Below are 14,982 nucleotides of genomic sequence, written 5' to 3' on the forward strand. Positions count from 1 at the left end.
GTTTCTGACACCGTCAAGAAGCTCAAAATCGCCTTGAGAGAAATTCAACGGAAGCGTTGATAGACCGCTTGCAGCACCTATTCGCTTGCAGTACAGCTGCGGGATGACTAGGGCATCTGCAAACATACTTCTTCTCATGGCCGGCCTCATCTGGGGCATGGCCTTTGTCGCGCAATCAACTGCAATGGAAAGTCTTGGACCCCTGCAGTTTTCTGGCCTGCGATTTCTCCTCGCCACCTTGGTGATCTTGCCGTTCGCGCTGCGCGAGCGCCGCATTCACAGCACCAAAAAACTTGGCAAGGCCCACCTGCCTGCGCTGTTGATGGTTTGTGTTGCCTTCACACTAGGCACTGTCCTGCAACAGTATGGCATCGTGATAACATCCGTCACCAACGCCGGTTTTCTAACCGCGATCTACGTTGTGCTGACGCCAATCCTTGTCACACTGTTCTTTAAAGGAAGGCCGAACTTCCTCGTGTGGCCTGCAAGCCTGTTCACCCTCCTCGGCATTTACCTGCTCGGTGGTGGTTTGACAGCTTTGAACGGCGGCGACTTACTCATGCTCTTGTGCGCAGTTTTCTGGGCCTTGCAAGTGATCTTCGTTGGACGCCTTGCAACTTCCTCTGGCCGCCCGATCACGGTTGCCGTCATCCAGTTCGCCTTCCTCGGTGTGGTGTGTGTGGTAGCCTCACTCTTCTTCGAGACCTACTCCGTGCAAGCCCTTCAGGATGCGTGGTTCGAGATCTTCTTCGCAGGCGCATTGTCCGGAGGCGTGGCCTTCACCTTCCAGGCATTTGGTCAGCAGTGGACCACACCGTCCGATGCAGCCATCATGCTGTCATCAGAAGCCCTCTTCGCCGCTCTGGCTGCAGCCGTCATTCTGGGCGAACGCATCGCACCAATCGGACTGGTTGGCTGCGCCCTCATCTTCAGCGGTATCCTGCTTGTTGAAGTCGGACCTCACTACCTCAAATCCCGACGAAGCATGGCGCAGGCCGAATAGAGCTTAAAAAAACATCAGCACAAAACACAAAAGGCAGCCAACCGGCTGCCTTTATTTTATCTAACTTCCGCGCAAGCTCTACACGCTCACTTGCTTTCAAGCTGATCCAAAATCTGGGAGATCTTGGTGCCCATCCGGCCACCCGGCACCACAGAACGAGCGCCCTCTAAATCCTCGGCACTGTCTTCACCCACCTTGATGATCATCGCCATTCCAAAACGGCCATGAATACCGCAGGTCACACCATAAATTCCCGGTGTATCAAAGGTAACATTCCGATCAGGAGACATCTTGCTGAACTTGAATTTCGGCCCGCCATCCGGCGTCATCTTCTTGATCGAAATAACCGTATGGTTTCCATCAAAATTATCAAACTTCACAGTAGCGCCCAACGGCACCTCAAGCAGATCAGGCTCAAAGCGGAACATATGAGAAGGTGTGTTCGCACTGGCATCAGTCACCTGATTAACGGAATACGTCTTGCCCTCCCCAGCAAGAGCACCACCCGCCATCAATACACTCACAAGAAGGGTTGAGAGAATTCTTTTCATCGAGAAACGTCCACCTGCAATTCGGAATTATTATCAACAATGCGTCCGTAACTGGCAGTCTGCATTGATCTAACGCAGCCTCCTAAGCAAAAACTATCTATGGCTTATGCTCTTTCCTTAAACAGCCTTCAGCAATCGACATTCGGTTGTGGTTTGTGCACCATTCAGAGATTGGACAGGGTCAGAAGCACCTGCAATACTTTCGCTTAGCTCTCTTCTACCGTTTTTCAAGGCCACCTATTCCAAGGCCTGATCTGCTTTTTTCTGTAATAAATTTAAGGCTTCTGACCATGCAGCTTAAGGAACGAACTCGCCTCATCCCCCGCAAGACATTCTTCGATCCTGTTGAACGAGCGTTGGTCGCAATCAGTCCCTGTGGTCATTGGATCGCCTTCCTGGCACCAGTCAACGGCGTATACAACCTGTGGCTCGCCAGTACTGAAAGCCCACAATCTGCCCGCCCCCTCACAAACTTTGAAGACCGCCACATCGGTTTCACAATCCACTGGACTTACGACAGCCGTCACATCCTGATTTCGCGAGACAAAGTTGGTGACGAAACCTTCTGTATCCTGAGCGTCCCCATTGATGGCACAGATCCCAGATATCTAACACCAACACACGGTGTAAGAGCCTACCTGCAAGAGGTATCGAGAAAACACCCGGACGAAATCCTGATTGCTCACAATGAAAGGTCAGCAAAGTACTTCGACCTGTACAAAGTTTCCCTCACTACCGGGCACAGCCAGCTCATTGAGCAAAATGACCAGTTCTCAGGTTTCGTGACCGACAGCGATTTTAACATCCGCCTTGTCCGCCGCTACACCGATGACGGCGAGGTTAAATTTCTCCATCGACCTGACGGCAAAGAATGGCAGCGTTACACCCTCATCCCGTTTGAAGACAGTTTGACCACCAAACCCATTGAATTCAGTGAGGATGGGCAAACTTTGTTCTGGATTGATAGTCGTGAACGAGACAAGGCCGCCGCCGTAGCAGAAGATTTCCAGACACGAACCTCCACGGTGCTCGCAGAGGACCCGCAGGCAGACATCAGCGACCTGTTACTCCACCCGCATACACATCACCCCATAGCAGCGACAGCAACATTTACTCGCAGCAATTGGACTGCCATAGATCCACAGTTTGAGTCAGTTCTCGCTTCATTCAAGAAGCAATTCTCGGGGGATATAGAGGTCAACAGCCTCTCAGAAAATGCTGAGAAGCTCATTCTTACGCATGTGCAGGACAGCGTGCCTTTAGAGTTCTACTGCTACGACAGATCAGCTGAAAAAAGCACCTTCCTGTTTTCCTGCCAACCGGACCTCGCAAGGCTGCCTTTAACCGACATGTCTCCCATAGAAGTAAAAGCAAGGGACGGCCTCAATCTGGTCTGCTATCTGTCACAGCCACCTAATGCAGAAAAGCCCTGTCCTATGGTGCTACTCGTACATGGAGGGCCTTGGTGGAGAGATTTTTGGGGTATGAGCCCAACACACCAATGGTTGGCCAGCCGCGGCTATACGGTGTTATCCGTCAATTTCAGAGGCTCCACCGGCTTTGGAAAGGCATTCGTAAATGCCTCAAACAAAGAATGGGGTGGCAAAATGCAAACCGATTTGCTGGACGCAGTGGACTGGGCCATTGAAGAAGGTATCGCTGACCCGGACCGCATCGCGATTATGGGCGGTAGTTATGGTGGCTTCGCAGCACTCACTGGCGTGACCCAGACACCGAAGAAATTTGCATGCGGGATTGATTTGCTTGGGATCTCAAACCTGCTCAGCTTTCTCGATGCGCTCCCCGAATATACGAAGTCAGGGAAATCCATCCTCAAGACGAGGCTAGGAGATTTCACAACTGAAGAAGGTTGCGCCTTCCTGAAGGAACGCTCACCTCTCACCCATGTCGAGAAGATCGAAAAACCGTTGCTGATCGTTCAGGGTGGCAAAGACGTACGCGTCAAGCCACCAGAGTCAGAGCAAATTGTCTCCGCCATGCAAGACCACGGCATCCCAGTCACCTACGGCCTTTTCCCGGACGAAGGCCACGGCATTCAGAAAATGCACAACCGTCGAGCCTATCATGCCATGGTAGAACTGTTTCTCGCCAAACATCTGGGCGGCCAGCAGGAGGCAGTCGGAAACGACCTGGAAGGCTCATCCCTCCAGATCCTCGCAGGTCGTGATCTCATCGACGGCCTGTAACCACTGCTCATAATCCGCTACTTCAGCGCCTCAGCGACAGCACCGGTAAGACTGGTGGCGACTGGGGCGCCTGTGGCGACGAGGCGGTCGTGGGAGTACATGCCGGTTGAAACCAGAACAGCAGAAGCCCCAAGACCGTTGGCCGCATCAAAATCATCAATGCTGTCACCAATCACGCAGACGCTGGCAGGTTCCACTCCCAGCTCATCAAAATGCGCTTTGAGTGCGTCGATTTTGAAATGCTTCTTCAAATCCCGTGCGCCATCAACACGGGTAAAGTGCTCGTAGATACCATTGTGCCGAACAAGCGAGACCAACTCCTCATGAGGAGCCATGGACAAGATCGACTGGCTCTTACCAGCCCCACTTATCGTCTCCAGAGCATGAAACGCATCAGGTGCCAGTGGCAAATCATACATCGCAGGCTCGTAGACTTTGCTGAAATCACTGTAGAAGCTGGCAAGCTCGCTTTCAGTAGCGGCACGCCCCATCAGCGACTTGATATAATCCGCAAATGGACGGGTATGATGCTGGCGAACATCCTCAAACGTCACACCGCTCAATCCAGCCTTTGCAAAATAGTCGATGCCATATTGCGCAGTGATTTCGAAATCATCCAGTAGGGTACCGTTCCAGTCCCAAACAATGTGCTTTGTCATGCAACGCCAATTACTACTACAAATTCCACTATAGCTGATCAGATGCGACTGCTATCAGTACGCACTCAGGCTACTGAGAGCACTATATGATTTATCCAAAGCAGGCCAGCGCGAAAGAACACAAACTTTGCCCGATCAGTTTCCAGGCGTCACCATTCAGTCCCTCCGAGAAGCAAACCGCACTTACTTTTCAAGATGAGCTCTGAGGAACCAGGCCATTTTCTCATGTTTGATAATGAGGTCTTCCATCAAACTGACAGTCCCCACATCATGCTCATATTCTTCAACACTGTCGTGATTAATCCGCAGCTCTCGAACAACGGACTCATGATCAGCCAGCAAACCAGCAATCATACCCATTTGATCTGGAAGAGCTACTTCGGAAGGCATTTCTTTAAGCCGTGTATGCTCATGGCAATCATGCAGAGATCTCAAAGCTATACAATCCAGCGCCCGGACACGTTCAGCAATATCATCAACAAAATCAACAAGCGCATGATATTGCTCATCGAGCAGTTCATGGAGACTAATGAAGTTGGGGCCTTTGAGATTCCAGTGACAGCTCCACGTTTTCATCAATAACACAAACTCATCTGCGAGCAGATTGTTCAAATGCTTCGCAGTCTGTTCCCGTGCTTGTTTTGAAAGTCCAATTGACGTTGGGGCCATGTGTTTTTTCCTCACAATTACATCGGCCTTTTTGAAAGGCGAGTGTAAGGTAAGCGAAGGCCTTTAGGTAACGTTTAGCTCTAACGCTAAAATCTTGCGTAGATTGGAGCAACACTGGCAGCATAAAACGAATGCTCGCCGAACCAAAGTTCAACGAGCATCAATTAAGTCTGCCCTAGTTCTTCTTTCGATGGGTCCGCGTGCCCGGTCGCCCGCCTGAACTGCGACCCGAGGAGGTACGGCGCGGTTTCTTCTCACCTGTGGCTCCAGCGGGTGTCGGCAGGTCTGTTCCGGGCCCCATCTCACCCAGCCGTGGCTTATGCACCTTGCTGCCAGCATCAGCTTTATCCGCCTCTGCCTTGGGCAGGTTGCCTGCTGCACCATATTTCTTCTTCCCGCCAAACCCACCGGTTTGCTGCGCAACAGAAGTTTGTCGTGCCATGGGGTCATCGGCAATTGCAAGCTCGGTCTCTTGCAGGCGCTTGATCTCATCGCGCAACCGCGCCGCTATCTCAAAATCAAGATCAGCTGCAGCTTCACGCATTTTCTTCTCAAGATCCTCAATATGGCCTTTGAGGTTGTGACCAATCGTGGCCCCTTCCTCGGCAAAGCCGGCATCGACCGAAACATGATCCTGCTCGTAAACGCTTTCCATGATATCGCCGATAGAGCGCTTCACACTCTCTGGCGTAATGCCGTGCTCTTCGTTGTATTCTTCCTGCTTCGCCCGGCGACGGTTGGTCTCCGCAATAGCCCGCTCCATAGAGCCAGTCATTCTGTCAGCATAAAGAATGACCTTACCATCTACGTTACGCGCAGCACGACCGATGGTCTGGATCAACGAGGTTTCAGAACGCAGGAACCCTTCCTTATCAGCATCCAAAATAGCCACCAAAGCACATTCAGGAATGTCTAGCCCCTCACGCAACAGGTTGATCCCGATCAGTACATCAAACGCTCCAAGGCGCAAATCACGCAGGATTTCAATCCGCTCCAGCGTGTCGATATCGGAGTGCATGTAACGTACCCGCACGCCGTTCTCGTGTAGATACTCGGTCAGATCCTCTGCCATACGCTTGGTCAGCGTTGTCACCAGCGTACGGAAGCCCTTGGCTGCCTTCTCGCGCACTTCGCCCAGCAGATCATCCACCTGCGTCTTGGCTGGACGGATCTCGATATCAGGGTCAGTCAGGCCGGTCGGGCGGATAACCTGCTCGGCAAACACGCCGCCGCTCTCATCCATCTCCCAGTTGCCCGGCGTGGCTGAAACCGCAACCGTCTGGGGCCGCATCGCGTCCCACTCCTCAAACCGCAAAGGCCGGTTGTCCATGCATGACGGCAGGCGGAAGCCATACTCCGCCAGCGTCGCCTTACGCCTAAAGTCACCTCGGTACATCGCGCCAATCTGCGGCACAGTCACATGGCTCTCGTCAATAAACACAAGCGCATTGTCAGGCAGGTATTCAAACAGCGTTGGCGGCGGTTCACCCGGTGCACGACCAGTCAGATATCGGGAGTAGTTCTCAATGCCCGCACAGGCACCGGTCGCCTCCATCATCTCCAGATCAAACGTACAGCGCTGATCCAGCCGCTGCGCTTCCAGCAAGCGGCCATGGTCATTCAGCTCCTGAAGGCGTTGCTTGAGTTCTGCCTTGATAGACTTGGTGGCCTGGTTCAGCGTCGGCTTTGGCGTCACATAGTGCGAGTTCGCATAGATCTTCACCAGCTGAAGCTCACCGGACTTTTTACCCGTCAGCGGATCAAACTCGGTGATGCTCTCAATCTCATCACCCCAAAGGGAAATACGCCATGCCCGGTCTTCATAGTGCGCCGGGAACACTTCAATCGTATCCCCCCGCACGCGGAACGTCCCACGCTGGAAAGCTGCATCATTGCGCTTATATTGCAGCGCCACCAGATCGGCGAGCAGCTGGCGTTGCTCAACCTTCTCACCAACCTCCAGCTGGAAGGTCATGGCCGTATAAGTCTCAACCGATCCAATACCGTAGATACAGGAGACCGACGCCACGATGATCACATCATCACGTTCCAGCAGCGAGCGGGTTGCGGAGTGGCGCATCCGGTCAATCTGCTCGTTGACGGAGCTTTCTTTCTCAATGAACGTATCCGTCCGCGCCACATAGGCTTCGGGCTGATAGTAGTCATAGTAGGAAACGAAATACTCAACCGCATTGTTCGGGAAGAAGCTTTTGAACTCGCCATAAAGCTGCGCCGCAAGCGTCTTGTTGGGCGCAAGGATCAACGCCGGGCGCTGTGTCTGCGCAATCAGTTGCGCCATGGTGAAGGTCTTACCGGAACCCGTAACACCCAGCAGAACCTGCGTATTATCGCCATCCTCAAGACCGGCTTTCAAATCCGCAATCGCTGTCGGTTGGTCCCCTTTGGGCTCAAACTCAGATTCCAGAACAATCGGAACCCCACCCTCGGACTTTGACGGACGCTCCGGTCGGTGCGGAACCCAGGCATCCTCTCCAGATTCATCAGAACGCCCCTGCTCAATCAGCCGTGCCAGCGCCTGAACAGTCGCTGTCGCTCCGGTGATCGTATCTTCCTTGGCCTTCTTCTTCTTTTTCTTCGTCTCTTTGACGTGACTATCAAGAAGCTTCTCAGCATCTTCGAGCGAAATATCCAGCCCCGCGACCGGGTTCAAACCACCCTTGGCCCGCTCACGCGGATCACTCGTGGCCCCCATGGACGTGCCCCGCGCAGACTTGGCAGGTGCTTTCTTCGCCTTGGCAGCAGGCTTTTTCGCAGCTGGCTTCGCAGCAGCTTTCTTCTTCGGAGCAACCTTTTCTTCACTCGGCTGCTCTGCTTCCTTACGAGCCTTCAGACCGGAAAGATCTTCATCAGCAATCTGGTCCGCCCAGTCAGAAACGGAACCTGACAACGGACTGCCGGAAAGTGCAGGCTGCGGAGCTTCCCCAAAGCCAGAGGAGGACCCCTCAGCTTCAGGCAGTGAAGAAGAACTGGAAGATTTTGTAGGGCGCTTAGTCATGGGTGCACTATGCCGTGAGTCATTTGGAAAAGAAAGTATGTTCTTAGTTCGTTCCATCACTCTCGCCTATTCATCCTCTTAATTTCTCAGCAAAGCGTTTCATCGAAAAGCGGGAACCCGCTCCCTACGACACGGGATAAGCAAACAGCTTTAGTTTTAAAAGAACCCGTTGCCTTCTCTTAACCAGACTGACCGCATTGAATTGAGTGGTGCCTGAGGTTGCCGCAGACTGCGCCACAACAGCCAGAGCGTGTTCCACTCAATAAAACTAGTGAGGAAATCACTCTGACATCAGCTTGACGCTCATCTCTCATACCGAGCAGGAATAACAAGAATGAAAAACGTACATTTCGGACTTGGTACAGTCACCTTCATTGCCACAGCTCTTTTCCTGACCACAGCTTCCCAGGCCGCACCCCCAAAAAACGTAAAGGGCGAAGTGCTCGTTCCACTCAACTACATCATTGGCTTAAAGGAAGACGGTTCATCAGACCCGGCTGTGACAGAGGCCTGCGAGAAAAAGTACGAATTCGGCATGGGCAAGGAGATCTTCGTCGAATACCAGATCAGCCCAACCCAAAACAGAGCAATCGCTCTGGTGGAAGACACCGAAGTCCGCCTCACACCTCTGGGTATACCGGAGACCTACTCCTTCACTTCAGACAAGATGCCCGATGTACTCAAAAGCAAAGGCTTTCTGAGGGTCATCTATACGATGGAAGACGACTTCGACGATGAAGTGGTGCACATCATCGCGGCAGGAGACCAACCAACAGACAAATGCTTTTTGAGCACTGAAGCCTTCAAGCTGAGACAGTAAGGCAAATGCCTTTCCCAGCAATCGCCCGTCAGAACAGACCATTTCGCGAGAAAGCGGCAGTGCTGTGCATTGCTGCTGCAGTCCATTTGGGCTCAGCTGGCATGGCAAATGCACGACTGGTCACAGAAGAACTCATGCTGCCCATCGCCCACTTTGGAACAGCAGTGAGCGCGGGCTCAGCCTCCTCAGCCATGACCGACCATTGTCAGGAAATCTATGATGAGTTTCGTGGAACGGCAGTGTTCGTAGATTATGAAATCGACACCAGCTCAACCTACGCCTTTGCTGAAATAGCAGTTGCAGGGGAAGTCATCAAAATGACAGCCCACCCGATCAAAGCGCACTACAAATTCTTCAGCAACAAACTACCCGACCATCTCTCAAGCCTCGGGGCTCAAGCCGTGATCTTTCGGATCAACAACAAGTTCAAACAGCCATCCGTCGAAATCCGCTTCAGCAACAACAACCGCTACGAATGCCACCTCATCGCCTCAACCCCAAAATAAAAAAGGGCCAGAGATCACCATCCCCGGCCCCATAATTCTCAAAGACACAAAAGCTTAGAACGCAACGCGAAGTTTAGAAGAAACCGCGAAATTCCAGGAGGAGTCGTATTCGTAATCAGTTCTGACTGAAGAGTCACCAGTAGCAGCTGCACTCTTATCGATCTCATAGACGCCTTCGCCAGATGTCTTGTAAATCGCACGGCCACCAAGTGTAAACTTAACGTTCTCTGCCAGATCGTAGCTACCACCAAGGCTGAGGGAGTATGTATCGGAATACGGGCCTCCAATGCCTTTGTCCCAAGTCACACTACTGCCAAGGCTCAGCTTTTCTGTTAGTTGGTGACCAACACCAGCTTCAACAATCCAGCCATCAGAATACCCAAGATGTCGAACTACCTTGTGCGGAACAGCACCCAAAGGAAGAGCACCACCAGGAGCATCTACATCGACAGCTAGTTCATTGAGGACACTCCAATCTGTCCATTTTACTCCAACAGTAGCCAGCCATTTTGGAGCAATGCCAGTTTGAATTTTAGCTTCAATAGACTGAGGGAGGGTCGCTTTTGCAACTGAGTTATGACTACCTAAGTTCTGAATACTCAAAGCACCATCAAGCTCAACATCAATCGCAGACTCATATGCAACCAACGCCCGCAAAGCGATCTCAGGCTTCTCAAATGCCGCACCAATGCGGAAGCCGTACTCACGCTCTGAATCGACATTAATCTCAGTGTCCAGCTCACCAAAACCAAGCGCAGAAGCATCGGTCTTCGACAGCTGCTCATAGTCGACGGTTACAGACCGAAGACCACCAAACACACGAACAAAGTTACCTTCGCTCACTTCATGTTTGTAGCTCAACATTGCATCGAAGCCTAAAGCATCTGCATTAGTTTCACCTATAGCAAAACGTCCATTCCAATCAAAGCCAGGCTGTTCGCGGATCAGATAAGGTTGGTTGAGACGTGCATACAGGTCCAGATTATCCAGTAGCTCTACTTTGACAGCACCAGAAAATACCGCAATATTTGGAGCAATGTCGTCAGCCGAAGAATTCGCCGAATCTGTGCTCGAACCTAGTCCGCTAGTCTGCGTTGTCTCAGCGTTCTTGAAATCAACGTTACGATCAGCGTAAGTCGCCTGAGTTTCAAAAACGAACTTGCCATCAGCAAACAGCAAATCGTAGTCAGCGATGCCTTCGGTCGACCAGCCGCCTGCAAATGCAGCAGCAGGAATCATGGATACCGCGCAGCCCAGAACGGTTGTCTGAGCCAATGTCTTGAGAACACGCATGCCCTCTCCCCCTTATGTTTCCCCGTACACAGTGTTTAAAACACTGATTTTAGGTTCATTCAGTTAGGAGCACTTGCTTAAGATACGGAAATTGCAACGCGTTTCACCCCAATGCGACACACATGCTATCCGCACTTAACGAGCATCAACGTGCCTCGCGCCAGTGCAATCCCACCAATTTGCAGAGCAAACTGATATAGTTCTGACTGCATGCATAACGCATCGGGAGAAATAATCACCCCTCCCATAGTATAAATACTACACTATTTCGCTTGGGTAAGCTTTTCTAGACTTTAATGTGACCCAAGGTAAATTATGATGTTATATTTACTAGTCTCAAACAAAGACCAGTTAATCGCAAAGAACGACTAAGCATTAGACGATAGTCAAACTTACCTATACGTAAGTTACTTAAGAGTTTTGGGATAGGTTTTCCAACAATCCAACATGCTCATTTCTCCACAAAACTGTTGCATAAACAGCACAAATTGAGCTGCATCTTGCACAAATCACACACAATGAGGGATTCCCCTAAAATCCCGGCACGAGCACCCAAAACAAAAAAAGCCGGAGACAACGCCCCCGGCTTTGTATTTGAGTTTTTTGAACTTACTTAGAACGCTATGCGCAATTTTGTATTCAGCGCGTAATTCCAAGAAGAATCATACTCATAGTTATTTTCAGCCCCACTAGCCAGATTGTTAGCATCACCCGCACCAGAGGTTTTATAGATTGCCGCACCACCGAGAATGACCTTGACCTTATCATTGAGTGCATAAGACCCACCAAGCCCTAGTGTGTAGGTATCAGAATAACTCCCCCCGACACCGCGGTCCCATTGCACTGAGCTGCCAAGACTCAATTTTTCATTGAGCTTGTGGCCGACACCTGCCTTAACAGTCCATCCGTCTTTGAAGTTCAGAGCCCGATCAGTCTTTTTGTCGCCCTTTGCATCCGTCAAAACAAGACTATCAATGACAGACCAATCCATCCATTTGACACCGAAAGTTGCCAACCACCCAGGCGCTATGCCTGACTGAACATTCAATTCAACTGATTGAGGCAACGTCAGAGAAGCAAAAGCCGTTCCAGGAATATTGGTCGTTCCTCCACCAGCAATAGGTTTCAACGGAACATCATTGACGTAGGTTTCACCTTCAAGGTCAAATTCAATTTCTGAATCGTATACAAGGCTGGCTCTCATTGCGTATTGAGGAATTTCATAAGCAACGCCTGCACGCCATCCCCAACTCATGCCCTTGGATTTTAAAGAAGCACCAGAGACAAAATCACTATATGTATTTCCATTTGGAGCTGTACGGCTTCCAAGATCGTGAGCAGTTTCTAGAGGTGTCCCAACAAGACCACTTGCTAAAGCAACACCAAGGACCATTCCATCAGAATCGTAAGTTAAGTCCAAAGCCTTAACACCAACAATCGCCCTGAAATTACTACTGCCATCAATTTGAAACTTATACGCGCAAGTTGCATCTAATCCGAATGTACCTGCCTCAGTCTTATACCCCCCATAACGGCCCGCCCAGGTAGGATCCATTTCTTCTGTAATCCCAAATGGATTATATGTGCGCCCAAGACAATCCAGATTTTCCATCAAAGTGGCCTTTACGCCGACCTGATAGTTCCAAATATTTGGAGTGGTACGTTCGTTGGTCGAATTGGAAGCGATAGGGCCAACGCCAACATCAGCCCCGCCTTGCGCCTTTGCACTCTTCACCTTGTAATCAACATTCCGGTCAAAGTAGGTCGCCCCACCTTCAACCACAAATTTTTCTGGCGCGAACAGCAGATCAAGGGATCCAACTCCCATATTATCCCACGCACCCGCAAAGGCAGCACTTGATCCGGCCAACACGAAGCAGCCTGCTGCAAGGCCGCGGCCTGCATTCTTCAAAACCCGCATTCTCTTCCCCCATACTCGTGAGCTTCGGGTAATTCCCCAAAACCGAGCTCACTCCTGAAGGGATGCGAAGATATGTCGTGAAAGAAGAGCTCACCTCATAAAGGTGACGCTATGTTTAAAACATTATTTGAGCATAGATTGTGACTATACTTCCCCCACAAGCACGAAAATCCCAACATCACTTCATAATAACTGCGTATATTTACCGAGTGATATATTATCCGTACATTTAGCGTGGTCAATACCATCTATCTGTAGTTTTGGGTATTTTTCTTCTGAAGATAACTTTATGTCAGCTGCATAATTGAGCAAATTATGACTTACTCATAGAAATGACATCTCAACCTGGATCGTAAAAATCTCATGCAATTCCAAAACTTACGTATAGGTAATAGCGCCTAGATCGCGCCTTTTTTGGAAAAGAAGATCACAGAACTGCCCCCCGAGATTTCAGCGGTCAGAAAATGTATATTTTTCCAGCGGAAGAGATACGCAACAGAATAGTTGATGCTCAGCACCCGGAAAGCGCAGAGAGCTTCGGCTGACCGATTCACAAACAGATCACTCAAATCCGGCAAATCTGTTTGAAGGCAGGGGAATAAAATTACTTCACAAAGAGAATATCGAACCTAGCGCCGCAGACACACCTGAAAGACCTGCTGTGCAATTTCACGCACATCCGCATCATTCGGTCTGGTCAACAGATCCTCCCAAACACCCCGATTCATCATTTCAGAGGAGGTACAACGACACGCCTGCTCACACACGCTAGCATCCACGGTCTGACTACAAGCCATCACGCAAGATTGCTGAAAGCTTCTGACCTGAACATCCCCCGCATTGGTACTAAGCACCCCAGCAGTCACGCCAGCCCAAACAACCCCGAACAGGATCGGTTGGTGCAGAAGGTAAGTCGCAAGGGAATGTCGACCGAACCACGCAAAACAACGCGAAATAACGCTTGGCGACGCAGAACCGCGCAAAAGCCGCAAAAGGTCATAGCGATGCAGGATATCCCCACACCCAATGCCCAGTAGCACAGGTCCAAACCAAGGAATAAGTGGCACATAATCAACGGAAACTTCGGGCAGAGAGTTGAGCCCAAGCCAGAAAAACTGGCGATATGGCAGCACATAATCCCCGAGCCAGTGGTAGAGAAGGATCACCCCTGCCCCACATAGCAACGCAAACACGTAATGAACGCGCAAAAACGGCAGGGCAAGAAGACTGGACACAACAATGGAATGCAAAATTCCAAAGCGAACCCATTGATCCTGAAAGATAAAGTAAGTCGCAACAGAAACCGCAAGTGCAGCAACTGCCACCTTTATCTCCCGGCGCCAGAAACTTTCCCACCGGATGCCGTTTTTATGCGCCAGCACCAGACTGAACCCAACCAGAAACAGAAAACTGCCCGCGATCAACTGCGCAAACAACCGCCACCCCGGCGAACCGGAAACATCCCAGTCGACAACACCAAACCAAGAAAGGTCCCAGGAGAAATGATAGATTGCCATTGTCAGGAGCGCGAGGCCGCGGGCGACATCCGCAAGGATAAGTCTTCCAGTCAATGGCTTTTGCTGCACTTTATTCCCCTATCCGGAATATGTTCGCGCGGTACGCACCGCTACAAACGTGATCAATTTTTTCAATCTACATAAACCAACTCACCAACACAGAAAATCTCTCTGGTCCCTAAAACAAGGGAAACCCTGTATAATTGGCGTAGCTAAATTGCCAATAGGCCTCAGAATGTCTTGGAACAATAAAGGCTTAGCCCATAGTGGCAGTCGCATCTCTGCTCTCCTTCTGTTCATCGCCGCTATCTTGATAGTGTCTATCGCCTTCATCTTGCGCCCTCATCAGGTGGAAATAAAAAGAACCGCCCAATGTGGAGAAGCATCCTGGTATGCCCTCAACTCTCAAACAGCGAATGGGGAAAAGATGGACCCAACAAAGCTCACAGCCGCTCATCTGACATTGCCAATGGGCACAAGAGTGCTTGTAACCAATCTGTCAAACGGCAAGTCTTTGACGGTCCGGATCAATGATCGCGGTCCATATGCCCAAAATCGTCTGATTGATCTTTCCAAAGCTGCTGCTGCAGAACTCGGCTTTATTCAAAGCGGCGTAATACAAGTGCGCATCTCTGTTGCCAATGAATTCAAGCAATACCTAAGTGGTCATAGTTGTAAAAAACAACAACTTACTTATGCTAGAAAGCAAAACATACTATCTGAATAAATTTTTAGGACAATTCAGATACCTATCAAGCAATCAAAATCAACAGCGATTAATAGTGCAGAGTTCGATTGCTATGATAATACCTAGAAGAGC

12 protein-coding genes are annotated in these 14,982 nt (G+C 50.4%); 5 read left to right on the plus strand and 7 right to left on the minus strand.

Features of this window, described 5'->3' with window-relative positions; genetic code table 11:
• Positions 1-103 precede the first annotated feature (103 nt).
• Complete coding sequence (locus tag PsAD26_RS24910; protein ID WP_084403826.1) at positions 104-1,003, plus strand: DMT family transporter; 900 nt, start codon at positions 104-106, stop codon at positions 1,001-1,003.
• A gap of 86 nt (positions 1,004-1,089) precedes the next feature.
• Here PsAD26_RS24910 and PsAD26_RS24915 read toward each other — a convergent pair whose 3' ends face one another.
• The gene (locus PsAD26_RS24915; RefSeq protein WP_208985842.1) at positions 1,090-1,554 is read right to left on the minus strand and encodes a plastocyanin/azurin family copper-binding protein; all 465 of its coding nucleotides are present in this window, start codon (positions 1,552-1,554) and stop codon (positions 1,090-1,092) included.
• A gap of 290 nt (positions 1,555-1,844) precedes the next feature.
• Here PsAD26_RS24915 and PsAD26_RS24920 point away from each other — a divergent pair, with 290 nt between their 5' ends.
• A complete protein-coding gene (locus PsAD26_RS24920; protein ID WP_084403827.1) occupies positions 1,845-3,761 on the plus strand; it encodes a S9 family peptidase in 1,917 nt (638 codons plus the stop codon).
• Positions 3,762-3,778: 17 nt separating this feature from the next.
• Here PsAD26_RS24920 and PsAD26_RS24925 read toward each other — a convergent pair whose 3' ends face one another.
• The 3 genes from PsAD26_RS24925 to uvrB all read right to left on the minus strand — a co-directional run bounded on the left by PsAD26_RS24925 (position 3,779) and on the right by uvrB (position 8,105).
• Positions 3,779-4,420, minus strand: a complete 642-nt coding sequence (locus PsAD26_RS24925) for an HAD-IA family hydrolase (RefSeq protein WP_063312542.1) — start codon at positions 4,418-4,420, stop codon at positions 3,779-3,781.
• Between the two features lie 183 nt (positions 4,421-4,603).
• Positions 4,604-5,089: a DNA starvation/stationary phase protection protein gene (locus PsAD26_RS24930; protein ID WP_063301242.1), complete on the minus strand. Its 486-nt coding sequence runs from the start codon at positions 5,087-5,089 to the stop codon at positions 4,604-4,606.
• 175 nt (positions 5,090-5,264) lie between these two features.
• Positions 5,265-8,105 carry an excinuclease ABC subunit UvrB gene (uvrB, locus tag PsAD26_RS24935; protein ID WP_063302619.1) on the minus strand — a complete coding sequence of 947 codons (2,841 nt, stop codon included), beginning with the start codon at positions 8,103-8,105 and terminating at the stop codon, positions 5,265-5,267.
• Positions 8,106-8,439: 334 nt separating this feature from the next.
• Here uvrB and PsAD26_RS24940 point away from each other — a divergent pair, with 334 nt between their 5' ends.
• The gene (locus tag PsAD26_RS24940) at positions 8,440-8,925 is read left to right on the plus strand and encodes a hypothetical protein (protein WP_057461141.1); all 486 of its coding nucleotides are present in this window, start codon (positions 8,440-8,442) and stop codon (positions 8,923-8,925) included.
• 5 nt (positions 8,926-8,930) lie between these two features.
• Positions 8,931-9,431: a hypothetical protein gene (locus tag PsAD26_RS24945; RefSeq protein WP_063312543.1), complete on the plus strand. Its 501-nt coding sequence runs from the start codon at positions 8,931-8,933 to the stop codon at positions 9,429-9,431.
• A 54-nt stretch (positions 9,432-9,485) separates the two neighbouring features.
• Here PsAD26_RS24945 and PsAD26_RS24950 read toward each other — a convergent pair whose 3' ends face one another.
• From PsAD26_RS24950 to PsAD26_RS24965, 3 genes are all read right to left on the minus strand, one after another.
• A complete protein-coding gene (locus PsAD26_RS24950) occupies positions 9,486-10,724 on the minus strand; it encodes an outer membrane protein transport protein (RefSeq protein WP_063312544.1) in 1,239 nt (412 codons plus the stop codon).
• Between the two features lie 613 nt (positions 10,725-11,337).
• Complete coding sequence (locus PsAD26_RS24955; RefSeq protein WP_063301240.1) at positions 11,338-12,645, minus strand: outer membrane protein transport protein; 1,308 nt, start codon at positions 12,643-12,645, stop codon at positions 11,338-11,340.
• A 629-nt stretch (positions 12,646-13,274) separates the two neighbouring features.
• Entirely contained in the window at positions 13,275-14,216 is a 942-nt protein-coding gene (locus PsAD26_RS24965) for a heparan-alpha-glucosaminide N-acetyltransferase (protein ID WP_208985845.1), read from the minus strand.
• A 181-nt stretch (positions 14,217-14,397) separates the two neighbouring features.
• Here PsAD26_RS24965 and PsAD26_RS24970 point away from each other — a divergent pair, with 181 nt between their 5' ends.
• Positions 14,398-14,889 carry a septal ring lytic transglycosylase RlpA family protein gene (locus PsAD26_RS24970; RefSeq protein WP_063312547.1) on the plus strand — a complete coding sequence of 164 codons (492 nt, stop codon included), beginning with the start codon at positions 14,398-14,400 and terminating at the stop codon, positions 14,887-14,889.
• Positions 14,890-14,982: the final 93 nt, after the last annotated feature.

Source organism: Pseudovibrio sp. Ad26 (assembly GCF_001623285.1).
Taxonomy (GTDB): domain Bacteria; phylum Pseudomonadota; class Alphaproteobacteria; order Rhizobiales; family Stappiaceae; genus Pseudovibrio; species Pseudovibrio ascidiaceicola.